General features: G+C 56.3%; 19 protein-coding genes. 10 read left to right on the top strand and 9 right to left on the bottom strand.

Going from position 1 to position 24,718, the window contains the following annotated elements:
• Positions 1-52: 52 nt before the first annotated feature.
• A complete protein-coding gene (locus L3068_RS07200; protein WP_117580552.1) occupies positions 53-952 on the bottom strand; it encodes a LysO family transporter in 900 nt (299 codons plus the stop codon).
• Between the two features lie 170 nt (positions 953-1,122).
• Positions 1,123-1,818: an aquaporin Z gene (aqpZ, locus tag L3068_RS07205; RefSeq protein ID WP_014883193.1), complete on the bottom strand. Its 696-nt coding sequence runs from the start codon at positions 1,816-1,818 to the stop codon at positions 1,123-1,125.
• Positions 1,819-2,107: 289 nt separating this feature from the next.
• Between aqpZ and L3068_RS07210 the strand changes: the two genes are divergently transcribed.
• A complete protein-coding gene (locus tag L3068_RS07210; RefSeq protein ID WP_014883194.1) occupies positions 2,108-3,766 on the top strand; it encodes an ATP-dependent endonuclease in 1,659 nt (552 codons plus the stop codon).
• Here the strand turns inward: L3068_RS07210 and L3068_RS07215 are convergent.
• A complete protein-coding gene (locus tag L3068_RS07215; protein ID WP_088126965.1) occupies positions 3,763-4,719 on the bottom strand; it encodes a VirK/YbjX family protein in 957 nt (318 codons plus the stop codon). The two genes, L3068_RS07210 and L3068_RS07215, sit on opposite strands and share 4 nt — an antisense overlap.
• 159 nt (positions 4,720-4,878) lie before the next feature.
• Here L3068_RS07215 and macA point away from each other — a divergent pair, with 159 nt between their 5' ends.
• Together macA and macB are read left to right on the top strand one after the other, a co-directional pair.
• Positions 4,879-5,994, top strand: coding sequence for a macrolide transporter subunit MacA (gene macA, locus L3068_RS07220; RefSeq protein ID WP_014883196.1), 1,116 nt, complete (start codon positions 4,879-4,881; stop codon positions 5,992-5,994).
• Complete coding sequence (gene macB / locus L3068_RS07225) at positions 5,991-7,931, top strand: macrolide ABC transporter ATP-binding protein/permease MacB (protein ID WP_023332529.1); 1,941 nt, start codon at positions 5,991-5,993, stop codon at positions 7,929-7,931. Before macA ends, macB begins: the two co-directional genes overlap by 4 nt.
• 70 nt (positions 7,932-8,001) lie before the next feature.
• Here the strand turns inward: macB and cspD are convergent, their stop codons facing one another.
• Positions 8,002-8,223, bottom strand: a complete 222-nt coding sequence (cspD, locus tag L3068_RS07230; RefSeq protein WP_008499993.1) for a cold shock-like protein CspD — start codon at positions 8,221-8,223, stop codon at positions 8,002-8,004.
• A gap of 267 nt (positions 8,224-8,490) precedes the next feature.
• On the opposite strand from cspD, the gene clpS reads away from it, so the two are divergent.
• The 3 genes from clpS (at position 8,491) to L3068_RS07245 (ending at position 11,825) form a co-directional block, all read left to right on the top strand.
• A complete protein-coding gene (clpS, locus tag L3068_RS07235) occupies positions 8,491-8,811 on the top strand; it encodes an ATP-dependent Clp protease adapter ClpS (RefSeq protein ID WP_006174393.1) in 321 nt (106 codons plus the stop codon).
• 27 nt (positions 8,812-8,838) lie between these two features.
• Positions 8,839-11,118 (top strand): ATP-dependent Clp protease ATP-binding subunit ClpA, encoded by a 2,280-nt coding sequence (gene clpA, locus L3068_RS07240; RefSeq protein WP_088126964.1) that lies wholly within the window; start codon positions 8,839-8,841, stop codon positions 11,116-11,118.
• A 257-nt stretch (positions 11,119-11,375) separates the two neighbouring features.
• Positions 11,376-11,825, top strand: coding sequence for a hypothetical protein (locus L3068_RS07245; RefSeq protein WP_117580550.1), 450 nt, complete (start codon positions 11,376-11,378; stop codon positions 11,823-11,825).
• A 71-nt stretch (positions 11,826-11,896) separates the two neighbouring features.
• On the opposite strand, the gene infA is transcribed toward L3068_RS07245, so the two are convergent.
• The 5 genes from infA to trxB all read right to left on the bottom strand — a co-directional run bounded on the left by infA (position 11,897) and on the right by trxB (position 17,720).
• Positions 11,897-12,115, bottom strand: a complete 219-nt coding sequence (gene infA / locus L3068_RS07250; protein WP_002211347.1) for a translation initiation factor IF-1 — start codon at positions 12,113-12,115, stop codon at positions 11,897-11,899.
• Between the two features lie 284 nt (positions 12,116-12,399).
• Positions 12,400-13,104 (bottom strand): leucyl/phenylalanyl-tRNA--protein transferase, encoded by a 705-nt coding sequence (aat, locus tag L3068_RS07255; RefSeq protein WP_032637078.1) that lies wholly within the window; start codon positions 13,102-13,104, stop codon positions 12,400-12,402.
• Positions 13,105-13,149: 45 nt separating this feature from the next.
• Complete coding sequence (cydC, locus tag L3068_RS07260) at positions 13,150-14,871, bottom strand: heme ABC transporter ATP-binding protein/permease CydC (protein WP_023332533.1); 1,722 nt, start codon at positions 14,869-14,871, stop codon at positions 13,150-13,152.
• Positions 14,871-16,637 (bottom strand): heme ABC transporter permease/ATP-binding protein CydD, encoded by a 1,767-nt coding sequence (gene cydD / locus L3068_RS07265; protein ID WP_023332534.1) that lies wholly within the window; start codon positions 16,635-16,637, stop codon positions 14,871-14,873. Before cydD ends, cydC begins: the two co-directional genes overlap by 1 nt.
• Before the next feature lie 114 nt (positions 16,638-16,751).
• Positions 16,752-17,720: a thioredoxin-disulfide reductase gene (gene trxB, locus L3068_RS07270; RefSeq protein WP_023332535.1), complete on the bottom strand. Its 969-nt coding sequence runs from the start codon at positions 17,718-17,720 to the stop codon at positions 16,752-16,754.
• Positions 17,721-18,264: 544 nt separating this feature from the next.
• Between trxB and lrp the strand changes: the two genes are divergently transcribed.
• From lrp to rarA, 4 genes are all read left to right on the top strand, one after another.
• Positions 18,265-18,759, top strand: coding sequence for a leucine-responsive transcriptional regulator Lrp (lrp, locus tag L3068_RS07275; protein WP_000228469.1), 495 nt, complete (start codon positions 18,265-18,267; stop codon positions 18,757-18,759).
• Positions 18,760-18,894: 135 nt separating this feature from the next.
• Positions 18,895-22,584, top strand: coding sequence for a DNA translocase FtsK 4TM domain-containing protein (locus L3068_RS07280; RefSeq protein ID WP_117580547.1), 3,690 nt, complete (start codon positions 18,895-18,897; stop codon positions 22,582-22,584).
• Between the two features lie 128 nt (positions 22,585-22,712).
• Positions 22,713-23,327: an outer membrane lipoprotein periplasmic chaperone LolA gene (gene lolA / locus L3068_RS07285; RefSeq protein ID WP_014883204.1), complete on the top strand. Its 615-nt coding sequence runs from the start codon at positions 22,713-22,715 to the stop codon at positions 23,325-23,327.
• A 9-nt stretch (positions 23,328-23,336) separates the two neighbouring features.
• Entirely contained in the window at positions 23,337-24,680 is a 1,344-nt protein-coding gene (rarA, locus tag L3068_RS07290) for a replication-associated recombination protein RarA (RefSeq protein ID WP_023338207.1), read from the top strand.
• Positions 24,681-24,718 lie beyond the last annotated feature (38 nt).

Below are 24,718 nucleotides of genomic sequence, written 5' to 3' on the forward strand. Positions count from 1 at the left end.
GAGATTGATTTAGCGCAATTTTGGCGGCAGGCACCCTACCGCCAAAGAAGTATCAGGCAGAGAAGAACGCCATCAGAATGGGAACCAGTAAACTCAAAATAAAGCCGTGCACGATGGCCGCGGGCACCATTTCCAGCCCGCCTGAGCGCTGAAGTACCGGCAGGGTAAAGTCCATCGAGGTCGCGCCGCACAGACCCAGTGCGGTAGAGCGACTGCGGCGAACCAGCCCCGGGATCAGCATAATGGCAATCAGCTCACGCGCTAGATCGTTAAAGAAGGCGGCGCTGCCGATCACCGGACCGAATGATTCAGTCAGCAGAATACCGGAAAGGGAGTACCAGCCAAATCCGGAGGCCATTGCCAGGCCGGTTTTCAGCGGCAGATCGAGAATAAAAGCATTAATCACACCCGCCACCATTGAGCTGGCGACAACCATTACGGCAATAATCATTCCCCGACGGTTGAGGACAATCTGTTTCAGGGTCATGCCGTTATTTCGCAGCTGGATACCAATCAGGAACAGCAGGAAGATCAGGGTATATTCACTGGCTGCTGTCGCGTGCTGTAAAAATGCCCATCCGGTGAGACCCAGAAGAAAACCGAGCACCACGACGCCGCAGAGTTTTAATGACTCAAGTGCCATCGCAATACGGGAGGGCAGCTTTTCCTGGTGGTGATGGTTTTTCCAGGGAATGGTGCGTTCCAGCCACAGCAGTGCGGCAATATTGCACAGCAAAATAACCGTAACCGTGACGGCTGAATAATGCAAAATGGAGAGTAAATTCGCGGACAGGTTATCCAGGAAGGCCAGGCTGATCCCCATAAAGAAAAGAATGAGATAAACAATCCCGCTGAGAAAACGGTTGATAAGCCGTAATGCGGATTCCTGACGCAGCGTAATAAGGTAGCCCGCAATCAGGGGCAGCAGAATAATGAGGAGTCCTGAAAACATGAACAGCCGGTCCTTTTGAGTGTCTGTTGAGCGCCAGAGACACTACCCAATAAAGGCTATTCAGTAAAGCGGCAAAAGAAAGCCGGGTGGCGGCTACGCCTTACCCGGCTTGTATGTGCGGCCTGTTGCCCTCACCCCGGCCCTCTCCCACGGGGAGAGGGAGGGAAAGATTAATCGCGTTTTTCCAGCAGGGTGCGATACAGCACGCCGCCCAGAATACCGCCGATAATTGGCATCACCCAGAACAGCCACAGCTGCTCAAGCGCCCAGCCGCCCTGGAAGATGGCGACGGCGGTACTGCGTGCCGGGTTAACGGAGGTGTTGGTGACCGGAATTGAAATCAGGTGGATAAGCGTCAGCGCCAGACCAATAGCAATAGGGGCAAAGCCAGCAGGCGCGTGTTTGTCGGTGGCGCCGTGGATCACCAGCAGGAAGCCCGCGGTCAGCACAATTTCAATCACGATGGCAGACAGCATGGAGTAACCGCCCGGCGAGTGTTCGCCAAAGCCGTTTGAGGCGAAGCCGCTGGCGGCCGCGTCAAAGCCGGCCTTACCGCTGGCAATAACGTACAGAACGCCAGCCGCAATAATACCGCCCACCACCTGCGCCACGATGTAGCCAATGACGTCTTTAGCAGGAAAACGACCGCCCGCCCATAAACCTAACGTCACAGCCGGGTTAAAATGACCACCGGAAATATGCCCCACGGCGAAGGCCATGGTTAATACGGTTAAGCCAAACGCCAGCGCGACGCCGACAAAACCAATGCCTAATTCCGGGAACGCTGCTGCCAGAACGGCGCTACCGCAGCCACCAAATACCAGCCAGAATGTACCAAAACATTCTGCAGCCAATTTTCTAAACATAACCACCTCAAATAATTTCCGCGCGCTTTCCCGCGGGCGGGATATATCGCCATAAAGGGATGACGACTCAAAGAGCCCGTATTTTAGAAACCAACAACATCCCTTCGCCACTTAAATAAATTCGATAAATTTGATTTAAGGCAATGTGATGTCATTCCTTGTTCAAATGAGCGTTAAATAGAGCATAGACCAATTCTTGTCAGGGTGAATGTTATACTGTCGTGACAAGATTCCTCCCGCTATACTGCTGATAACTTAAAGGAAAAAGTGTTCATTTCGCGGGGGATTTATGCTTCTCGAACGTGTGGAAATTGTCGGGTTTCGCGGTATTAACCGCCTGTCGCTGCAGCTTGAGCAGAACAACGTCCTGATCGGCGAGAACGCGTGGGGTAAGTCCAGCCTGCTCGATGCGCTGACGTTACTGCTATCCCCCGAAGACGATCTGTATCACTTTGTCCACGACGATTTCTGGTTCCCACCCGGGGACGTGACTGGACGCGAGAAGCACCTGCATATTATCCTGACGTTCCGTGAATCCGAGCCAGGCCGTCACCGCGTGCGTCGCTTCCGACCGCTGTCACCCTGTTGGGTGCCCTGTGACGATGATTTCCACCGGATTTTCTATCGCCTGGAAGGCGAGATGGCGGAAAACGAAGGGGTCCTGACCCTGCGCGAGTTTCTTGATGAAAAAGCCAACCCGATCCCACTGGACAACATCGACGATTTGGCTCGCCACCTGACCCGCCTGACGCCGGTATTGCGGTTGCGTGATGCGCGCTTTATGCGGCGTATCCGTAACGGCACGGTACCGAATATGCCGGAGGTGGAAGTCACCGCCCGCGAGCTGGATTTTCTGGCGCGTGAGCTGGTGTCGCGTCCGCAAAACCTGACCGATGGTCAGATTCGCCAGGGGTTGTCCGCGATGGTACAACTGCTGGAGCACTATTTTTCCGAGCAGGGGACATCGGAGTCGCGCCACCGGCTGATGCGCCGTCGCTCTCATGATGAACAACGCAGCTGGCGCTATCTCGACATCATCAACCGGATGATCGACCGGCCCGGCGGTCGTACCCATCGGGTGATTCTGCTGGGGCTGTTTTCAACACTTTTGCAGGCTAAAGGCACCGTGCGTCTTGACCGGGATGCCCGCCCGTTGCTGCTGGTGGAAGATCCTGAAACGCGGCTTCACCCCATCATGCTCTCGGTGGCGTGGCATCTGCTGAATTTGCTGCCGCTCCAGCGGATTACGACCACCAATTCTGGTGAGCTATTATCCATGACGCCGGTTGAGCATATCTGCCGTCTGGTGCGCGAGTCTTCGCGGGTCTCCGCGTACCGTCTCGGGCCTGGCGGTTTAAATGCCGAAGACGGGCGGCGCATCGCGTTTCATATTCGTTTTAATCGTGCGTCGTCACTTTTTGCCCGCTGTTGGCTGCTGGTGGAAGGGGAAACGGAGACCTGGGTCATCAACGAACTGGCGCGTCAGTGTGGGCACCATTTTGATGCGGAAGGCATTAAGGTGATCGAATTTGCCCAGTCGGGATTAAAACCGCTGATAAAATTTGCCCGCCGGATGGGTATTGAATGGCATGTGCTGGTGGACGGTGACGAGGCGGGTAAAAAGTATGCCTCGACCGTGCGTAGCCTGCTGAATAATGAACGGGAAGAAGAGCGCGACCATTTAACCATGCTCCCCGCGATGGACATGGAGCACTTTATGTATCGTCAGGGGTTTGACGATGTGTTCCACCGCATTGCGATGGTGCCGGTCGATGTTCCGATGAACATGCGCCGCGTGATCGCCAAAGCGATACACCGTTCGTCAAAACCGGATCTGGCCATTGAAGTGGCGACAGAAGCGGGAAGGCGGGGCGTGGAGGCGGTGCCCACTCTGCTGAGGAAGATGTTCTCCCGCGTGCTGTGGCTGGCACGCGGGAGGGCGGATTAACCCCGGGTCGCCTGATTCACCTGCTGAATCAGGCTGTCCAGCAGTTCGTAGCGACGGCGATATTCGGAACGTTTTTTGCTCGCGATCTCTTCCATCGGTTTACGCGGCATGACAAGCGGCAGCATAAAGTTACCGCTTTCCTGCTTTTCACCGCCGAGGGAGAGCCAGAAGCTGTCATAATCAGCCAGCAGTTTTCCCTCTTTTTTCTTGCGGTAGCGCCAGCTGCGATAAATATGGGTGTCGTTACTGACGGCAACAATCTGTTCGACCGGGAAAGCGGCGCCGAGCGTCATGGCGGTTTCAACCAGCAGACGTTTCGGGAACAGCCCATGACAGGCCTTCGTCGCTTTCTGGATCCGCTCATGGGGAACATGCGCTTTTGCGCCTTGCAAACCGCCAATGAACAGCGTCGATTGTCCGGCAAACGGGCAGAGCGTGAAGGTCATCTCCGCCAGGACTGTATTTTGATCGTCACAGAAGACGAGGGTGGCTTCTCCCTCTTTATCCATAAACGCATCAGCACACAGGCGAACGGTAAAGTGCTGTTCATCTTTACCGGTTAAGGTCAGCAGCGTGGCACCCTGCTTCGAAAGATAGCCCTGCAGCAGCGTCGCCGGAAGCTGGCGGATCATGGTCTGATAGTGCCAGTTAAGAGACTCCAGCGCGTGCTGACGTTCCATATTCACCGTCAGCCACGGGCGATGCATCCGGCAGGGCAGCCCCGGCTGAGCTTGTAATAACTGCATCAGACACGGCTGCTTTGCCAGGCGCGTCAACAGGCGAGAGGTGGTGACGGGAGCCGCAAGCGACCGTAACACGAACTTGCGCCGATAAGCCGGATTCTGCCATGCCAGTCCTGGGGTAAGCTTACCCAAAGCTAGGTTTTTGAAAAGCTGCCAGCCGGAGGTAGGCTGTGTAAGGGTGGAATAAGGCGTATCGACGATGGAAGACATGATAAATCCTGAATCTTTTGGAATATCGCTATTTCAACAAGAGGAATATCAACATCTCGTCAACAAATCAGGACGATTTCGGAGAACAGGGGTTTCGTTAAGGAGTCGTTTAGATAGAATCAACATTTATTATTGCCAGAACATTTATTTGGAATATTTATGAACCTCAAGGGAAAACGCAGAACGCTATTTCTGCTGCTGGCGGTCGTGATTTTAGTCGGTGGATTCTGGTTATGGCAGGTGCTTAACGCACCGGTGCCGCAGTACCGGACACTGATCGTTCGCCCCGGCGAACTGCAGCAAAACGTCCTGGCGACGGGCAAGCTTGATGCATTGCGCAAGGTTGACGTCGGCGCTCAGGTCAGCGGCCAGCTGAAAACGCTGTCGGTAGAGATCGGTGATAAGGTAAAAAAAGGCCAGCTGCTGGGTGTTATCGATCCTGAACAGGCCGAGAACCAGATCCGCGAGGTGGAAGCCACGCTGATGGAGCTGCGCGCCCAGCGTGCTCAGGCGCTGGCTGAACGTAATCTGGCCCAGGTCACGCTGACCCGTCAGCAGGCGCTGGCAAAAACCCAGGCTATCTCGAAGCAGGATTTAGATACTGCCACGACGGAGCTGGCGGTCAAGCAGGCGCAGATTGGCACCATCGACGCACAAATCAAACGCAATCAGGCCTCGCTGGACACGGCGAAAACCAACCTCGACTACACGCAAATCGTTGCGCCGATGGCCGGTGAAGTCACCCAGATCACCACGCTGCAGGGGCAGACGGTAATTGCCGCCCAGCAGGCGCCTAATATTCTGACGCTGGCGGATATGAGCACTATGCTGGTCAAAGCGCAGGTTTCCGAGGCGGATGTGATCCATCTAAAACCTGGGCAGAATGCCTGGTTTACCGTGCTTGGCGACCCGCAGACGCGCTATGAAGGCGTGCTGAAAGACATTCTGCCGACGCCGGAAAAGGTTAACGACGCTATCTTTTACTACGCCCGTTTTGAGGTGCCAAACCCACAGGGCGTGCTGCGTCTGGATATGACTGCCCAGGTGCATATCCAGCTGACCGGCGTGAAGAACGTGCTGACCATTCCGCTCTCCGCGCTGGGCGAATCCGCCGGGGACAATCGCTATAAAGTGAAAGTGCTGCGCAACGGCGAGACGCGCGATCGCGAAGTGGTGATTGGCGCGCGTAATGATACCGATGTGGTGGTGGTGAAAGGGCTGGAAGAGGGTGAGGAGGTGGTTGTCAGTGAAAGCCTGCCCGGAGCCGCGAAATGACCGCGCTGCTTGAGCTGAAGGATATCCGTCGCAGCTATCCGTCGGGCGACGGTCCGGTGGAGGTGCTGAAAGGTATCTCCCTGCGCGTGGAAGCGGGCGAGATGGTGGCGATTGTCGGCGCGTCAGGCTCCGGTAAATCGACGCTGATGAACATTCTCGGCTGCCTGGATAAACCCACCAGCGGGACCTATCGCGTGGCCGGGACGGATGTCTCCACGCTCGACGGCGACGCGCTGGCGAAGCTGCGCCGGGAACATTTTGGTTTTATCTTCCAGCGTTACCACCTGCTCTCACACCTGAACGCGGCGCAAAACGTCGAAGTGCCCGCCGTCTATGCAGGCGTGGAGCGGAAGAAACGTCTTGAGCGTGCGAAGACGCTGTTAACGCGTCTCGGGCTGGCTGAACGCGTGGAGTACCAGCCGTCGCAGCTGTCCGGTGGCCAGCAGCAGCGCGTGAGTATTGCCCGCGCGCTGATGAATGGCGGGCAGGTGATCCTCGCGGATGAACCCACCGGGGCGCTCGACAGCCATTCCGGTGAAGAGGTGATGGCGATCCTCCACCAGCTTCGCGATCAGGGGCACACGGTGATCATCGTTACCCACGATCCGCAGGTGGCGGCGCAGGCGGAACGCATTATTGAGATCCACGACGGCGAGCTGGTCAGCAACCCGCCGCCGCGTGCGTCCAGAGCGGCAGCCCCGAAAGAAGCGCTGCCAGCCTCAACCGGCTGGGGACAATTTTCCAGCGGCTTTCGTGAAGCGCTGAACATGGCCTGGCTGGCGATGGCGGCCAACAAAATGCGCACCCTGCTGACCATGCTCGGGATTATCATCGGTATCGCCTCGGTGGTCTCGATTGTGGTGGTGGGCGACGCCGCCAAGCAGCTGGTGCTGGCCGATATTCGCGCCATCGGTACCAATACCATTGATGTCTATCCCGGCAAGGACTTTGGCGACGACGAACCGCAGTATCAGCAGGCGCTAAAGTATGACGATCTGGCAGCGATTCAGAAGCAGCCGTGGGTAAACTCCGCCACGCCAGCCGTTTCGCAAAACCTGCGTCTGCGGGTAGGGAATGTTGATGTTGCCGCCAGCGCCAACGGCGTCAGCGGGGACTACTTCAACGTCTACGGCATGACCTTCAGCGAAGGGGCGACCTTTAATGCCGAACAACTGGCGGGCAGGGCGCAGGTGGTGGTGCTGGACGCGAACTCGCGCAGGCAACTCTTCCCTAATAAAGCCAGTGTCGTCGGTGAAGTGATCCTGGTCGGCAACATGCCTGCCACGGTCATTGGTGTGGCGGAAGAGAAACAGTCGATGTTTGGCAGCAGCAAGATCCTGCGCGTCTGGTTGCCCTACACAACGATTTCCGGGCGGATCATGGGGCAGTCATGGCTCAACTCCATCACCGTGCGCGTGAAGGAGGGCTACGACAGCGCGCTGGCCGAACAGCAGCTTGAGCGGTTGCTCACGTTGCGCCACGGGAAGAAGGATTTCTTCACCTGGAACATGGACGGCCTCTTGAAAACGGCGGAAAAGACCACACGTACTCTTCAGCTGTTCCTCACGCTGGTGGCGGTGATCTCGCTGGTCGTCGGCGGCATCGGGGTGATGAATATCATGCTGGTGTCGGTCACGGAACGTACCCGGGAGATTGGCATCCGCATGGCGGTCGGGGCCAGAGCCAGTGATGTACTGCAACAGTTTCTGATTGAGGCTGTGCTGGTGTGCCTGGTCGGCGGGGCGATGGGGATTGCGCTCTCGATGATGATTGCGTTCGCGCTCCAGCTCTTTTTACCCGGGTGGGAGATTGGTTTCTCGCCGGTCGCCATTATTACCGCATTTTTATGTTCGACCTTTACCGGCATTTTGTTTGGCTGGCTCCCCGCCCGCAACGCGGCGCGGCTGGATCCGGTGGATGCGCTGGCTCGGGAATAACCCGAAAATAAAAATGCCAGCCGATCGGGCTGGCATTTTGACTGCGGGATGTACACAATAAAACAGAGCGCTATGCAACCGTCTCTGCTTCAATGGGTACAATAAGGCTTGCATGATTGCCTTTTGGTCCCTGGTGTACATCGAACCGGACGGACTGCCCGGCTTTGAGCGTTCTGTAACCATCCATCTGAATGGTGGAATAGTGAGCGAAGATATCCTCGCCGCCGCCTTCGGGGCAGATGAAGCCAAACCCTTTGGCGTTGTTGAACCACTTAACAGTACCCATTTCCATGCTTCGACATCCTTCGTAAATCTTATAAGTTAAGATGGAATGAACCGGTGGTGGAGTGGGGGCTGTTCAAAACCTCGCCATCTCACGCTTGTACAATTTAGAGAAACGAAAGACGTCGTCAAGCGTTTGGCGCTGGAGATGGGACAATAATCAACCAAAGTTTGAAGCAGTTAACGCTATTGCAACGGTTTGTGACAGACATCGCGGATGACAGTAATAGATGATTGTTATCTAACATCTGAGGTAGATTCAAAGTGGTTATGCAAAATGGGTAAGACCAACGACTGGCTGGATTTTGACCAGCTGGCGGAAGATAAAGTGCGTGACGCGCTAAAACCGCCATCTATGTATAAAGTTATGTTAATGAACGATGATTACACGCCGATGGAATTTGTTATTGACGTGCTACAAAAGTTCTTTTCTTATGATGTAGAACGTGCAACGCAACTGATGCTTACCGTTCATTATCGAGGCAAAGCCATCTGCGGCATCTTTACGGCAGAAGTGGCGGAAACCAAAGTGGCGATGGTGAACGACTATGCGAGGGAGAACGAGCATCCGTTGCTGTGTACGCTGGAAAAGGCCTGATAAGGCATAAAATTGGGGGAGGTGCCTATGCTCAATCAAGAACTGGAACTCAGTTTAAACATGGCTTTCGCCAGAGCGCGTGAGCACCGACATGAGTTTATGACCGTCGAGCATTTACTGCTCGCACTGCTTAGCAACCCATCTGCCCGCGAAGCGCTGGAAGCCTGCTCCGTGGATCTGGTGGCGCTACGTCAGGAACTCGAAGCCTTCATCGAACAAACCACACCGGTGCTGCCAGCCAGTGAAGAGGAGCGCGACACGCAGCCGACGCTCAGCTTCCAGCGCGTGCTGCAGCGCGCGGTATTCCACGTCCAGTCTTCCGGACGTAGCGAAGTGACTGGCGCAAACGTCCTGGTCGCCATCTTCAGCGAGCAGGAGTCACAGGCGGCCTACCTGCTGCGCAAACACGAAGTCAGCCGACTCGACGTGGTGAACTTTATTTCTCACGGAACGCGCAAAGACGAGCCTAACCAGCCATCGGATTCCAGCAATCAGGTCAATAACAATGAAGAGCAAGCAGGCGGGGAGGATCGTATGGAAAACTTCACCACCAATCTTAACCAGCTTGCTCGCGTTGGCGGTATCGACCCGCTGATTGGTCGCGATAAAGAGCTGGAGCGCGCGATCCAGGTGCTGTGCCGTCGCCGCAAAAACAACCCGCTGCTGGTGGGTGAGTCAGGCGTGGGGAAAACCGCGATTGCCGAAGGTCTGGCCTGGCGCATTGTGCAGGGCGATGTGCCGGAAGTGATTGCCGATTGCACCATCTACTCGCTGGATATTGGCTCGCTGCTGGCGGGCACCAAATACCGCGGCGATTTTGAAAAACGCTTCAAGGCGCTGTTAAAACAGCTGGAGCAGGACACCAACAGCATTCTGTTTATCGATGAGATCCATACCATCATCGGCGCAGGTGCGGCGTCCGGTGGCCAGGTAGATGCCGCTAACCTGATCAAACCGCTGCTCTCCAGCGGCAAGATCCGCGTGATTGGCTCCACTACCTACCAGGAGTTCAGCAACATTTTCGAAAAAGACCGTGCGCTGGCGCGCCGCTTCCAGAAAATTGACGTGACCGAACCGTCCGTTGAGGAAACGGTGCAGATCATCAACGGTCTGAAGCCGAAGTATGAAGCGCACCACGACGTGCGTTACACCGCGAAAGCGGTCCGTGCGGCGGTGGAGCTGGCGGTGAAATACATCAACGATCGTCATCTGCCGGATAAGGCAATTGACGTGATTGATGAGGCAGGGGCGCGAGCGCGCCTGATGCCGGCCAGCAAGCGTAAGAAAACCGTTAACGTGGCGGACATTGAGTCCGTGGTGGCCCGTATCGCGCGTATTCCTGAGAAGAGCGTCTCTCAGAGTGACCGCGACACGCTGCGCACCCTCGGCAATCGCCTGAAAATGCTGGTCTTTGGTCAGGATAAAGCCATTGAGGCCTTAACCGAAGCGATCAAGATGGCCCGCGCCGGGCTGGGGCATGAGCACAAGCCTGTCGGGTCCTTCCTGTTCGCTGGCCCAACCGGCGTCGGGAAAACCGAGGTGACGGTTCAGCTCTCCAAAGCGCTGGGCATTGAGCTGCTGCGTTTTGATATGTCCGAGTATATGGAGCGCCACACCGTCAGCCGCCTGATTGGTGCGCCTCCGGGCTACGTGGGCTTCGACCAGGGCGGCCTGCTCACCGACGCGGTGATCAAGCATCCGCACGCGGTACTGCTGCTCGATGAAATCGAGAAAGCGCACCCGGATGTGTTCAACATCCTGCTGCAGGTGATGGACAACGGGACGCTGACCGACAACAACGGGCGCAAGGCGGACTTCCGCAACGTGGTGCTGGTGATGACCACCAACGCCGGGGTGCGTGAAACCGAGCGCAAATCCATCGGCCTGATCCATCAGGACAACAGCACCGATGCGATGGAAGAGATCAAGAAGATCTTTACGCCGGAGTTCCGTAACCGTCTGGACAACATTATCTGGTTCGATCACCTGTCTACCGAGGTGATCCATCAGGTGGTGGATAAGTTCATCGTCGAGTTGCAGGTACAGCTTGACCAGAAAGGCGTATCGCTGGAAGTGAGCCAGGAGGCCCGCAACTGGCTGGCTGAAAAAGGCTACGACCGTGCGATGGGGGCCCGTCCGATGGCGCGTGTGATTCAGGACAACCTGAAGAAACCGCTGGCGAACGAGCTGCTGTTTGGCTCGCTGGTGGACGGCGGTCAGGTGACCGTGGCGCTGGATCAGGCGAAGAACGAGCTGACGTACGACTTCCAGAGTGCGGCGAAGCACAAGCCGGAAGCGGCTCACTGAGTTTTTTGAGTTTAAAAGCCGGGTTTTTTAACCCGGCTTTTTTATGCCCGCTTTTCTCCCTCTCCCTGTGGGAGAGGGCCGGGGTGAGGGCAACAGGCAGCAGAGGAATTTTGCGAGGCGCTTTCCAGTTTCTTTCGATGTCTGTTGCTGGATGAATCCACAGTAATAAAATGGCGGCGCACCTGCAAAATCAGGTGTCGGGATTGGCGTCCTGAAAGCGTGTGCACAGACAATCTTGCGTGCATAAAGGATCACATATGACTGATATTAATGGCTTCACCCAACTCTACACCGAACTCTCCCTCAATCCCGATCTTCCAACCCTTGCTGAGCGCTGCAAACTACTCACCGAAATCCTCCTCGACTGCAAATCACTCCCGCAGACGCAGCCCGTGTGCCGTTGCCTTGGTGCATACCTGGAAGAAATGAAAACCGGCCTCACAGAATCAATGCGTGACTTTCAGGTGGTGGAATTTGAGCACGAAGCGGAAGAACCGCGACAAAAAGAGTGGCTGCTGGAAGATACAGAAACGAAATGCGACTACTGCCGGGCATTAAACCATGTGCTGCTGGTATCGCATTTTGACCGCGATATGTTGCCGCACCTGACGGGATTACTGCATGATATGGTTCATTCTATGGCGGTGGATTTAATCACTACTGTACAGCCGTGGATGACAATACATCTTCCGGTACAGCTACACTAGAGCCATAAATAAAAAAGGCCGGGATGATCCCGACCTTTTAAATATTCATCTGCCATTACAGGCGAAAACAATTAGCGACTACGGAAGACAATGCGGCCTTTGCTCAGGTCGTACGGGGTCAGTTCAACAGTCACTTTGTCGCCCGTTAAAATGCGGATATAGTTTTTGCGCATTTTACCGGAGATGTGCGCAGTTACCACGTGACCGTTTTCCAGCTCTACGCGAAACATGGTGTTAGGCAACGTATCAAGTACGGTACCCTGCATTTCAATATTGTCTTCTTTGGCCATCTAATCCTCTGGGGTATCACTACCAAGTTTTGAACCGGCAAGATAATGCCGAAATTCATCAATTAAGTAAAGAATTGCGCGTTTAAAACGCAGCAAAACAGTTTCGGCGCATTGCCCAAGCGTCACGGTACAACCGAACGGAAAGCGCATTCGTAAAGGGGATACAACAGGATAAACGTCAGGACGTTATCTGAAGCGAAGGTCCCAAACGGCGGCGGGGCAACAGGCAGAAGCTACTCTGCGGCATAATTATAACACCCTCACAAAAAATATGCGGAAAACATTTAGGCATTGGGCATAAAGAGCGTTCTCGGTATCCAGAAGTCGCGCGGGAGCTTCTGCTGGCGGCTGGCATCCAGATGTTCGATGTACTGGCGTCGCGGGATCTCAACGGCGCCGAGGGAGGCCGTATGCTCATTGAGGACCTGACAATCGATCAGGTTTCCGCCGCGTTGCGCGAATTCCTGGCAGAAAATGAGCAGCGCGGTTTTCGAGGCGTTCACCGCGCAAGAGAACATCGACTCGCCGCAAAACAGCGTCCCTTGCGCCACGCCGTACATGCCGCCGACGAGTATGCCGTCTTCCCATACTTCGATGGAGTGAGCGTAGCCAAGCTCATGAAGCTGGTGGTAGGCGGTAATAATATCGCGGGTTATCCACGTCCCTTCATGGCGGTCTTGCGCACAGCCTTCAATGACCTGACCAAACGCGTGATTGAGGGTGACGCGGTATGGAGATTTGGCATGGAAACGCTTCATGCTGCGGCTGAGGTGAAACTGCGCTGGCCACAGCACGGCGCGCGGATCGGGCGACCACCATAAAATCGGGTCGCCGGGCGAAAACCACGGGAAGATGCCGCGCTGGTAAGCCATCAAGAGCCGTGCAGGGCTGAGATCCCCACCCAGGGCCAGCAGCCCATTGGGCTCACGTAGCGCTCCCTCCGGCGACGGGAACGCAATGTTATGACGAGAAAGCTGGACCAGGCGCATGACAGCAAAACTCCAGTACGCGAGTGAGGACGCTACAAATATAGTCTACAGACGCTGTTTAAACTGGTAGTAGCGACCCTGTTTCGTCAACAGCTCTGCGTGACTACCTTGCTCAATAATGTGTCCGTTGTCCATCACAATTATCCGATCAAAACTTGCCAGTCCACGCAGTCGGTGTGTGACCATCAGCACGGTTTTCCCTGCCATCACATTCGCCAGTAAATCAAGGATTTGACTCTCAGTCGTCGCATCCAGTCCTTCAGTCGGTTCGTCGAGCAGCATCAGCGGTGCATCATGCAGCAGCGCACGCGCAATCGCCAGACGACGCAGTTCTCCACCGGAGAGCTGACGACCGCCTTCACCCAGCCAGCTGTTCAGCCCGTCGTCCTCAAGCAGTTTTTGCAGCCCGACCTGTTCCAGCGTGGCGCGAAGCGCGTCGTCCGAAGCCTCCGGCGCGGCCAGTAACAGGTTATCGCGCAGGGTGGCGCTAAACAGATGCACACGCTGTGGAACGACGCTGACGGTCTTACGTAGCGCCTGCTCGCTGAAATCTGTCAGCAACGTATTATTGAAGCGAATCTGGCCGCGCTGCGGATCCCAGGCGCGGGTCAACAACTGTAGCAGCGTCGATTTACCGCAGCCGGTGCGGCCAAGGATCGCAATCCGCTGCCCCGCATCAACTGACAGAGTGATACCTTCCAGCGCATTCTGCGCCTGTTTGTCATAGGCGAAGGTCACGTCATCAAGCGTCAGCGTCACCTGCTCAGGCACCGCGGTCTGCGCTGCGCTGAACGTTACCTCAGGCTCCTGCTCGGCAATCTGGGTGATGCGCAGGGCAGAGGCGATCACCTGACCAAGATGCTGGAAAGCGCCCGTTACCGGTGCCAGCGCTTCAAAAGCGGCCAGTGCGCAGAAAACGAAGAGGGCAATAAGCGGACCTGGCTGAGGATTACCGCCAACTCCGCCGGAAGCCAGCCACAGCATGGCGATCACCGCCACGCCGCCGATCAACATCATTAGCGCCTGAGAGAAGGCCGTCAGTTCCGACTGACGGCGCTGGGCTTCGTGCCAGTTCAGCTCCGTACTTTCCATCCGGGCGCGATAGCGCTTGCTTGCGCCAAAAATGGTCAGCTCTGCCTGCCCCTGAAGCCAGGAGGTCAGCTGCTGGCGGTAATCGCCGCGCAGACGCGTCAGGTTTTCCCCCGTGGATTTTCCGGCGCGGTAAAACAGCGGCGGCAGAATAATGAGCGTTAGCAGCATGATCCCGCCGAGCGTTAGCGCAACGGGAACATCCAGAACAGCCAGCCCCAGCGTGACCACCACAATCACCACAAACGCGCCCACGATCGGGGAGATTACGCGCAGGTAAAGGTGATCCAGCGTATCGACATCCGCAACGACACGGTTCAGTAATTCACCCTGACGAAAACGCGCCAGCCCGGCAGGGGAGAGGGGCAGCAGTTTGCTGAAGGTGTAGATACGCAGATGCTGCAGGACGCGGAACGTGGCGTCGTGGCTGACTAAACGCTCGAAATAGCGTCCGGCCGTGCGGGTAATGGCGGTACCGCGAACACCTGCCGCCGGAAGCATATAGTTGAAGCTGTATAATCCGGCGAACCCCGCCACGGCCGAGGCCGACAGGAACCAACCGGAAAGCGTGAGCAGGCCGATACTGGCGAGCAGCGTCACAATGGCCAGCACAATCCCCAGCGTCAGCATCCATTTATGGCGTTTATAGAGCGCAAGATAAGGCAGCAGAGCACGCATCAGATGTCCTCCTGACGGTTTGCCAGCAGGGCGGCAAACGGCCCCTGCGCGGCAACGAGTGAGGCGTAATCGCCTTGTTCAACAATACGTCCGTTTTCCATCACCCAGATCTCGTCCCAGTCAGCAATCCCTTCCAGCTGATGGGTAACCATCAGCGTGGTTTGTTGCAAGGAGGCGGCGTTCAGCGCCGCCATGACGCGCTGCTCACTGTGTGCGTCCAGACTGGCTGCGGGTTCATCCAGCAGCATCAGCTGGCACGGGTTAAGCAGTGCGCGGGCGACGGCCACGCGCTGCGCCTGTCCAACCGACAGCCCGGCAGACTGGTCGCCGACCACGGTATCTATACCTTGCGGGAGCATCGGCAGAAACTCGCTGACCCAGGCGCGGTCGAGAACCGATTGCAGTTCATCTTCCCGCGCATCCGGGCGCGCCAGCAGAACGTTTTCACGCAGCGTAGAGGCAGGCAGTTGCGGGTTTTGCCCCACCCAACTGAGCTGTTGACGCCAGGCGTCAGGATCGAGATGACGCAGTTCGGTTTTGTTGATCCGCAGTGAACCGGTGTAGGCCATAAAACCGGATAACGCATTCAGTAGAGAACTTTTCCCGGAACCGCTGGTGCCAACCAGCACCACGCGCTTTCCCGCCGGCAGGGTGAAGTTCAGCGGGCCTGCCAGCACTTTCCCTTCCGGCGAGAGGATGCAGAAATCGCTCGCGTCGAGGGTTACCGGCTCTTTGCTGTTCAGCGTCACGTCACCCCGATCCGGATGCGCCAGCGGCGTCTCCAGGAATGTTTTCAGGCTATCGGCTGCGCCAACTGCCTGCGCTTTGGCGTGATAGAACGTCCCCAGGTCGCGAAGCGGCTGGAAAAATTCCGGGGCCAGGATCAGCGCCAGGAAACCGGCGGAAAGGGTCACTGCCGTGCCGTAATGACCGAAATCCAGCGCGCCCAGATAGGAGAAGCCAAAGTAGACCGCCACGAGGGCAATAGACAACGAGGTAAAGAACTCCAGTACACCGGACGACAGGAATGCCAGGCGTAACACCTCCATGGTGCGCTGACGGAAGTCCTGTGATGCCCGACGAATGTTTTCGGTTTCCGCTTCACCACGACCAAAAATGCGCAATGTTTCCATGCCGCGAAGACGGTCCAGGAAATGGCCGCTTAAGCGCCCCAGTGCCAGGAAGTTACGGCGGTTGGCATCTGCAGCACCCATTCCGACCAGCGCCATAAAGAGGGGAATCAGCGGCGCGGTGCCCATCAGGATCAGCGCAGCCATCCAGTTCACCGGGAAGATGGCGATCACAATCAGCAGCGGAACGAAGACGGCAAGCGCCATTTGTGGCAGATAGCGTGCGTAGTAGTCGTGCATATCGTCAATCTGTTCAAGGATCAACGTCGCCCAGCTTCCGGCCGGTTTACCCTGGATCCACGCGGGTCCGGCTTCCTGCAGACGATCGAGCACCTGACGGCGGATCTCGTAGCGGATATGCTGTCCGGCATGGAAACCGACGCGCTCGCGCAGCCACACCACCCATGCGCGCAGGATAAAAATCAGGACCAGGACGATAAAAGGCATCAGGAGCGCTTCGCGCGGAATGTTCTCCATGATCATGTGGTTAAGAATGCGGGCCAGCAGCCATGCCTGGGCAACAATCAACAGACCACTGACAAACCCCAGAACTCGGGAGATCGTAAGCCAGCGGCGGGAAATAACGCTTTGCTGTTTCAGCCAGCGTGTTAACTCTTGTTGACGGGTTTTTTCCATTGCGTATTTTGCAGGTGACGTTATAAGAAATTAGACATCTGCATGTTACACGCGAGCAAAAATAAAGGCGACCTGTGGCCGCCTTTATTTACGTTTGTTACTGACTTGTAAAGATTATTTACCTTGTTCAGCCAGTCCATCAAGATAGCGTTCTGCGTCCAGCGCGGCCATACAGCCGGTGCCCGCAGAGGTGATCGCCTGACGGTAAATATGGTCCATCACGTCACCAGCAGCGAACACGCCAGGGACGCTGGTTTGAGTTGCATTACCGTGAATACCAGACTGCACCTTGATGTAGCCGTTTTCCAGTTCCAGCTGACCTTCGAAGATAGCGGTATTCGGGCTGTGACCGATTGCCACAAACAGGCCAGCCACGTCCAGCGTTTCGACGTTATCGGTGTTCTGGGTGTCACGAATGCGCAGTCCGGCAACGCCCATCTGATCGCCCGTTACTTCTTCCAGGGTGCGATTGGTGTGCAGCACGATGTTGCCGCTCGCCACTTTATCCATCAGACGTTTGATCAGGATCTTCTCGGCGCGGAAAGTGTCACGACGGTGGATCAGATGCACTTCAGAGGCGATGTTTGCCAGGTAGAGCGCTTCTTCCACCGCGGTGTTGCCGCCGCCGATAACCGCGACTTTCTGGTTGCGATAGAAGAAACCGTCGCAGGTTGCGCAGGCAGAGACGCCGCGGCCTTTAAACGCTTCTTCAGACGGCAGGCCGAGGTAGCGGGCAGAGGCGCCGGTGGCGATAATCAGCGCGTCACAGGTGTACTCGCCGCTGTCACCCGTCAGACGGAACGGACGGTTCTGCAGATCGACCTTGTTGATATGGTCGAACAGGATTTCAGTTTCGAATTTCGCGGCATGCTCGTGCATGCGCTCCATCAGCAGCGGCCCGGTCAGGTCGTTCGGGTCGCCCGGCCAGTTTTCCACTTCTGTGGTGGTGGTCAGCTGACCGCCTTTTTCCATACCGGTGATCAGTACCGGTTGCAGGTTAGCGCGTGCAGCATAGACCGCCGCGGTATATCCCGCAGGTCCGGAACCAAGGATTAGCAACTTACTGTGTTTGGTCGTGCCCATGAGATCCCCATTGTTGTTGGCAGGCAATGGGCTGGATTGTAGGGAATTTGTTGCCGTAAAAAAAGAGCACTGGAGTTTTGCTTTCGATATATGCAATAGCTACGCCCGATGGATATGACGCAGTGTTATCACGTCTGCTTCTGAAAATCGCGCGTTTATAAGGCAGTAAAATGAGGATTAATACCCCTCCGTAATGAATATCCGGCATCTTGTACTAAAAATCGATGTTTTGCTTTGACAATCCCCTGCGCTTTTGCGAAAACATTCAAGGAAGAAAAAAAACCGCGTTAACCGTATGCCGCATAGGCATGCACGTAAATGCCATTTTTACCGTGTCAGTGAAATCTACGCATGGCGTGGACAGACGCCATACGTGATGTCGGTGACGGCCTTCGGGCAACGGTCTTCTTACCAATAGAACCCGAATCCGCATCGCGTCAAATACATAACCAGGCGATGTGATGACTAACGGGTACAGGCTCTGAACAGTGATGTGCACAGGGTCCAGGCAGGAGTAGGGAAGGAATACAGAGAGACAATAATAATGGTAGATAGCAAGAAGCGCCCTGGCAAAGATCTCGACCGTATCGATCGTAACATTCTTAATGAATTGCAAAAGGATGGGCGTATTTCCAACGTCGAGCTTTCAAAACGTGTGGGTCTTTCCCCGACGCCGTGCCTTGAGCGTGTGCGCCGACTGGAAAGACAGGGTTTTATTCAGGGCTATACGGCTCTGCTGAACCCGCATTATCTGGATGCCTCACTTCTGGTATTTGTTGAGATTACTCTGAATCGTGGTGCACCGGATGTGTTTGAGCAATTTAACGCCGCTGTACAAAAACTTGAAGAAATTCAAGAGTGTCACCTGGTGTCCGGTGATTTCGACTACCTGTTGAAAACCCGTGTGCCTGATATGTCCGCCTACCGTAAGCTGCTGGGGGAAACCCTGCTGCGTCTGCCAGGCGTGAACGACACCCGTACTTATGTGGTGATGGAAGAGGTCAAACAGAGCAATCGTCTGGTTATTAAGACGCGCTAACACGGAACAGGTGCAAAATCAGCGTAGTTTGATTACACTCCTGTTAATCCATACAGCAACAGTGCCGGGGAGTCCCGGCGCTGTTGTCCGTTTTAGCAAACAGGCAGGATATGCCTGATACCTGGAGAGCCTTTCTTGAGCCAGGAATACACTGAAGACAAAGAAGTCACACTATCGAAGCTAAGCAGCGGACGTCGTCTCCTCGAGGCTTTGCTGATTGTTATTGCCCTTTTTGCCGTCTGGCTGATGGCAGCCTTACTCAGTTTCAACCCTTCCGATCCCAGCTGGTCACAAACCGCATGGCATGAACCTATCCATAATTTAGGTGGTGTACCCGGTGCCTGGCTTGCGGACACGCTCTTTTTCATATTCGGTGTGATGGCCTACACCATTCCCGTCATTATCATCGGCGGATGCTGGTTTGCATGGCGTCATCGTCAGAACGATGATTACATCGACTATTTTGCGGTTTCCCTGCGCCTGATTGGCGCGCTGGCACTGATCCTCACCTCCTGCGGGCTGGCGGCGATTAACGCCGATGACATCTGGTACTTCGCCTCCGGCGGGGTCATTGGTAGCCTGCTCAGTTCTGCGTTACAGCCCATGCTGCACAGCAGCGGTGGCACGCTGGCGCTGCTGTGCATCTGGGCGGCAGGATTGACGCTGTTTACCGGCTGGTCATGGGTGAGCATTGCCGAAAAAATCGGCAGCTTTATTCTCACGATCCTGACGTTCGCCAGCAACCGGACCCGCCGCGACGATACGTGGGTCGATGATGACGACTATGAAGAGGAATACGAAGAGGAAGACGAGGCCCCGGTACAGCGTCGTGAATCTCGTCGTGCCCGTATTCTGCGCGGTGCCCTGGCGCGTCGCCAGCGCGTCGCGGAAAAATTTGCCAACCCGCTTGGACGCAAAACGGATGCTGCGCTCTTCTCCGGTAAACGTATGGATGAAGACGAGCAGGTTGAGTACCGTGCCGCGGGTGCCGCTGTCGATCCTGATGATGTGCTGTTCTCCGGCAGCCGTGCTACCCCGGGTGAATTTGACGAATACGATCCGCTGCTAAACGGCCATACGGTCACCGCACCGGTTGCGGCAGCCGCAGCCGCCACGACGGCCGCGCAGGCGTATGCCGCGCCTGTCGAAGCCGTGATGCCATCCGCGCCGGTTCCACCACCAGAATCCGTTATTCAGCAGCCAAACGTTGCGTGGCAGACCGCGCCCGGTGTTCATACGCCGGAGCCCGTTATCGCGCCTGAACCTGAAAGCTATATTCCTGTGCAGCAGGAACCGTGGCAGCAGCCTTACCAGCCGCCGCAACCTGAGTATGAACCGCAGCACTATGAGCAGCCTGTGGCCCAGCCGTATCAGGAATATGTGCCTGAACCGGTTGAACCTGCGCAGCCATATGCAGAGCCTCAGCCTGAACCTGAGGTGATGGAAGAGGTGAAGCCGTCTCGTCCGCCAATGTACTATTTTGAAGAAGTTGAAGAACGCCGCGCCCGTGAACGCGAGCAGCTGGCGGCCTGGTATCAGCCTGTGCCTGAACCCGCGCAGGAGCCCGTTACGAAGGCACCTTCAGTTTCGGTTCCGCCGGTCGACGCGACGCCTGCGGTTGCACCTGTCGCCGAAAGCGTGAAGCAGGCCACCGTGGCCGCTGCTGCTGCCGCACCTGTCTTCAGCCTGGCTACGGGTGGCGCACCGCGTCCTCAGGTGAAAGAGGGGATTGGTCCACAGTTGCCACGCCCTAACCGCGTTCGCGTTCCTACCCGTCGTGAACTTGCCTCTTACGGCATCAAACTGCCATCCCAGCGTATGGCCGAAGAAAAAGCACGTGAGTCGGACTACGAAGATGACGCAGATGACATGCAGCAGGACGAACTGGCTCGCCAGTTCGCGGCACAGCAGAATCAACGCTACGGTGAAGAATACCAGCACGATGAGCCCGCTCTGGACGATGAAGATGAAGCTGCAGAGGCAGAGTTAGCGCGTCAGTTCGCGGCAACGCAACAGCAGCGCTACTCCGGGGAACAGCCAACGGGTGCCAACCCGTTCTCATTGTCTGATTTCGAGTTCTCACCAATGAAAGACCTGGTGGATGATGGTCCGAGTGAGCCTTTATTTACCCCGAGCGTGATGCCTGAAGCTGAACCTGTGCGTCAGCAGCCTGCCCCGCAGGCCTATGCGCAGCCGCAACAACCGGTTCAGCAGCCGTATGCTCAACCGCAGCAGCCACAACACCAGCCGCCGCAGTTCCAGCAGCCAGCGCCACAGCCGCAGGAGAGCCTGATTCACCCGCTGCTGATGCGTAACGGTGACAGCCGTCCGCTGCAGCGTCCAAGCACGCCGCTGCCGTCACTGGATCTGCTGACACCACCTCCTGCTGAAGTCGAGCCGGTTGATACTTTTGCTCTGGAGCAGATGGCCCGTCTGGTGGAAGCCCGTCTGGCTGACTTCCGCATTAAGGCGGATGTGGTGAACTACTCCCCGGGTCCGGTCATCACCCGTTTCGAACTGAACCTGGCGCCGGGCGTAAAAGCCGCGCGTATTTCTAACCTGTCTCGTGACCTGGCGCGTTCTCTGTCGACCGTGGCGGTGCGTGTGGTGGAAGTGATTCCGGGTAAACCGTACGTGGGTCTTGAACTGCCGAACAAAAAACGTCAGACCGTCTACCTGCGTGAAGTGCTGGACAACACCAAGTTCCGTGATAACCCCTCTCCGCTGACCGTGGTGCTGGGTAAAGATATCGCTGGCGATCCGGTGGTGGCAGACCTCGCGAAAATGCCTCACCTGCTGGTGGCCGGTACGACCGGTTCCGGTAAGTCCGTCGGCGTGAACGCCATGATCCTCAGCATGCTCTACAAAGCGCAGCCGGAAGATGTGCGTTTCATCATGATCGACCCGAAAATGCTCGAACTGTCCGTCTACGAAGGTATCCCGCATCTGCTGACGGAAGTGGTCACCGACATGAAAGACGCTGCCAACGCCCTGCGCTGGAGCGTCAACGAGATGGAACGCCGCTACAAGTTGATGTCTGCATTGGGCGTGCGTAACCTGGCCGGTTATAACGAGAAAATCGCCCAGGCGATGCGCATGGGGCGTCCGATTCCGGATCCTTACTGGAAGCCGGGCGATAGCATGGATGCCCAGCATCCGGTGCTGGAAAAACTGCCTTATATCGTCGTGCTGGTGGATGAGTTTGCTGACCTGATGATGACCGTCGGTAAGAAGGTAGAAGAGTTGATTGCTCGTCTGGCGCAGAAAGCGCGTGCGGCCGGTATTCACCTCGTGCTGGCCACCCAGCGTCCTTCGGTGGACGTTATTACGGGTCTTATCAAAGCGAACATTCCGACGCGTATCGCCTTTACCGTATCAAGTAAAATCGACTCCCGTACCATTCTTGACCAGGGCGGCGCAGAGTCGCTGCTGGGTATGGGTGACATGCTTTATTCCGGCCCGAACTCCACCTCTCCGGTGCGTGTCCACGGTGCGTTCGTCCGCGATGAAGAAGTTCACGCCGTCGTGCAGGACTGGAAAGCACGCGGTCGCCCACAATATGTGGACGGTATTACCAGCGATACGGAAAGCGAAGGCGGCGGCGGTGGCTTTGACGGCGGCGAAGAGCTGGATCCGTTATTCGATCAGGCGGTTAATTTCGTCACCGAAAAACGTAAAGCCTCGATCTCTGGCGTCCAGCGTCAGTTCCGCATTGGCTATAACCGCGCGGCGCGTATCATCGAACAGATGGAAGCCCAGGGCATCGTGAGCGAGCAGGGGCATAACGGTAACCGCGAGGTGCTGGCGCCGCCGCCGTTTGATTAACCTTCAGCGATTGCAAAGAAGGGTAAATCAGCCAAAATTAAGCATTTTCTTCTGTCGCCTGCCTTCGGGCAGGTCCAGAATAGATGACGGAAACCCCATTTCGGGAAGACGTATTTTAAGGAATAACAATGAAAAAAATCGCCATTGCCTGTGCATTACTCACCAGTTTTGTAGCCAGCAGCGTCTGGGCTGATGCGGCCAGCGACCTTAAAAGCCGACTGGATAAAGTGAGCAGCTTCCACGCCAGCTTCACGCAGAAAGTGACTGACGGCAGCGGCAACGCGGTGCAGGAAGGTCAGGGAGATTTGTGGGTAAAACGCCCGAATCTGTTTAACTGGCACATGACTCAGCCGGATGAGAGCATCCTGGTCTCTGACGGTAAAACACTGTGGTTCTTCAACCCGTTCGTTGAGCAGGCCACGGCAACCTGGTTGAAAGATGCCACCAGCAATACGCCCTTTATGCTGATCGCCCGCAACCAGGCCAGCGACTGGCAGCAGTACAATATTAAGCAGAACGGTGATGAGTTTGTCCTGACGCCGAAAGGCAGCAACGGCAACCTGAAGCAGTTCACCATCAACGTCAGCACCAACGGGACCATCAATCAGTTCGGCGCGGTTGAGCAGGACGATCAGCGCAGCAGCTACCAGCTCAAGTCTCAGCAGAACGGCGCCGTGGATGCATCGAAATTCACCTTCACCCCGCCGCAGGGCGTAACGGTGGACGACCAACGCAATAAGTAAGAGGCATGAGTGAGCAATCTGTCGCTCGATTTTTCAGATAATGCGTTTCAACCTCTGGCCGCTCGTATGCGGCCAGAAAATTTAGCGCAGTACATCGGCCAGCAGCACCTGCTGGCTGCGGGGAAACCCTTGCCGCGGGCCATTGAGGCCGGGCATTTGCACTCCATGATCCTCTGGGGACCACCCGGGACCGGCAAAACGACCCTCGCTGAAGTGATTGCCCGCTATGCCAACGCTGACGTCGAACGTATCTCGGCGGTCACGTCCGGCGTAAAGGAGATCCGCGAGGCAATCGAGCGCGCGCGCCAGAACCGTAATGCCGGGCGCCGCACCATCCTCTTTGTCGACGAAGTTCACCGCTTCAACAAGAGCCAGCAGGATGCTTTTCTGCCGCATATCGAAGACGGCACAATTTTCTTCATCGGCGCGACCACCGAAAACCCCTCGTTTGAACTGAATTCGGCGCTGCTCTCTCGCGCCCGCGTTTATCTGCTCAAATCCCTGACCACCGAGGATATCGAAAAGGTTCTCACCCAGGCGATGGACGATAAAGCACGTGGCTACGGCGGGCAGGATATCGTTCTGCCTGACGAAACGCGCAGGGCGATTGCGGAGCTGGTTAATGGCGATGCGCGCCGCGCGCTGAACACCCTGGAAATGATGGCCGATATGGCCGAAGTGGATGATGCCGGAAAGCGGGTGCTGAAGCCGGAACTCCTGACCGAAATTGCCGGTGAGCGCAGCGCGCGTTTTGATAATAAAGGCGATCGTTTCTACGATCTGATCTCGGCGTTGCATAAGTCCGTCCGCGGCAGCGCCCCGGATGCGGCGCTTTACTGGTACGCGCGCATAATCACCGCGGGTGGCGATCCGCTGTACGTAGCGCGCCGCTGTCTGGCCATTGCCTCAGAAGATGTCGGCAATGCTGACCCGCGCGCCATGCAGGTTGCCCTTTCTGCCTGGGACTGCTTTACCCGCGTGGGCCCGGCAGAAGGCGAGCGTGCGATTGCGCAGGCGATTGTCTATCTGGCCTGCGCGCCGAAAAGCAATGCTGTCTATACCGCGTTTAAGGCCGCGATGTCGGACGCACGTGAACGCCCGGATTACGATGTGCCGGTTCATCTGCGCAACGCGCCAACCAAACTGATGAAGGAGATGGGCTACGGGCAGGAGTATCGCTATGCGCATGACGAGCCCAACGCCTATGCCGCCGGGGAGGAGTATTTCCCGCAGGAAATGGCACAAACCCGCTATTATCACCCTACAAACAGAGGTCTTGAGGGCAAGATTGGTGAAAAGCTCACCTGGCTCGCCGGACAGGATCAAAATAGCCCTATAAAACGCTACCGTTAGTTCGATCGTTGCGGTAATGTTGGCATAGTATCCTTGTG

The sequence above is a fragment of the Enterobacter cloacae complex sp. ECL414 genome, assembly GCF_021869685.1.
GTDB classification, from domain to species: Bacteria; Pseudomonadota; Gammaproteobacteria; order Enterobacterales; family Enterobacteriaceae; genus Enterobacter; species Enterobacter kobei.

Coding starts and splice junctions, on each gene's coding strand:
- L3068_RS07200 (WP_117580552.1), bottom strand. CDS start 952: ATGTTTTCAGGACTCCTCATTATTCTGCTGCCCCTGATTGCGGGCTAC.
- aqpZ (WP_014883193.1), bottom strand. CDS start 1,818: ATGTTTAGAAAATTGGCTGCAGAATGTTTTGGTACATTCTGGCTGGTA.
- L3068_RS07210 (WP_014883194.1), top strand. CDS start 2,108: ATGCTTCTCGAACGTGTGGAAATTGTCGGGTTTCGCGGTATTAACCGC.
- L3068_RS07215 (WP_088126965.1), bottom strand. CDS start 4,719: ATGTCTTCCATCGTCGATACGCCTTATTCCACCCTTACACAGCCTACC.
- macA (WP_014883196.1), top strand. CDS start 4,879: ATGAACCTCAAGGGAAAACGCAGAACGCTATTTCTGCTGCTGGCGGTC.
- macB (WP_023332529.1), top strand. CDS start 5,991: ATGACCGCGCTGCTTGAGCTGAAGGATATCCGTCGCAGCTATCCGTCG.
- cspD (WP_008499993.1), bottom strand. CDS start 8,223: ATGGAAATGGGTACTGTTAAGTGGTTCAACAACGCCAAAGGGTTTGGC.
- clpS (WP_006174393.1), top strand. CDS start 8,491: ATGGGTAAGACCAACGACTGGCTGGATTTTGACCAGCTGGCGGAAGAT.
- clpA (WP_088126964.1), top strand. CDS start 8,839: ATGCTCAATCAAGAACTGGAACTCAGTTTAAACATGGCTTTCGCCAGA.
- L3068_RS07245 (WP_117580550.1), top strand. CDS start 11,376: ATGACTGATATTAATGGCTTCACCCAACTCTACACCGAACTCTCCCTC.
- infA (WP_002211347.1), bottom strand. CDS start 12,115: ATGGCCAAAGAAGACAATATTGAAATGCAGGGTACCGTACTTGATACG.
- aat (WP_032637078.1), bottom strand. CDS start 13,104: ATGCGCCTGGTCCAGCTTTCTCGTCATAACATTGCGTTCCCGTCGCCG.
- cydC (WP_023332533.1), bottom strand. CDS start 14,871: ATGCGTGCTCTGCTGCCTTATCTTGCGCTCTATAAACGCCATAAATGG.
- cydD (WP_023332534.1), bottom strand. CDS start 16,637: ATGGAAAAAACCCGTCAACAAGAGTTAACACGCTGGCTGAAACAGCAA.
- trxB (WP_023332535.1), bottom strand. CDS start 17,720: ATGGGCACGACCAAACACAGTAAGTTGCTAATCCTTGGTTCCGGACCT.
- lrp (WP_000228469.1), top strand. CDS start 18,265: ATGGTAGATAGCAAGAAGCGCCCTGGCAAAGATCTCGACCGTATCGAT.
- lolA (WP_014883204.1), top strand. CDS start 22,713: ATGAAAAAAATCGCCATTGCCTGTGCATTACTCACCAGTTTTGTAGCC.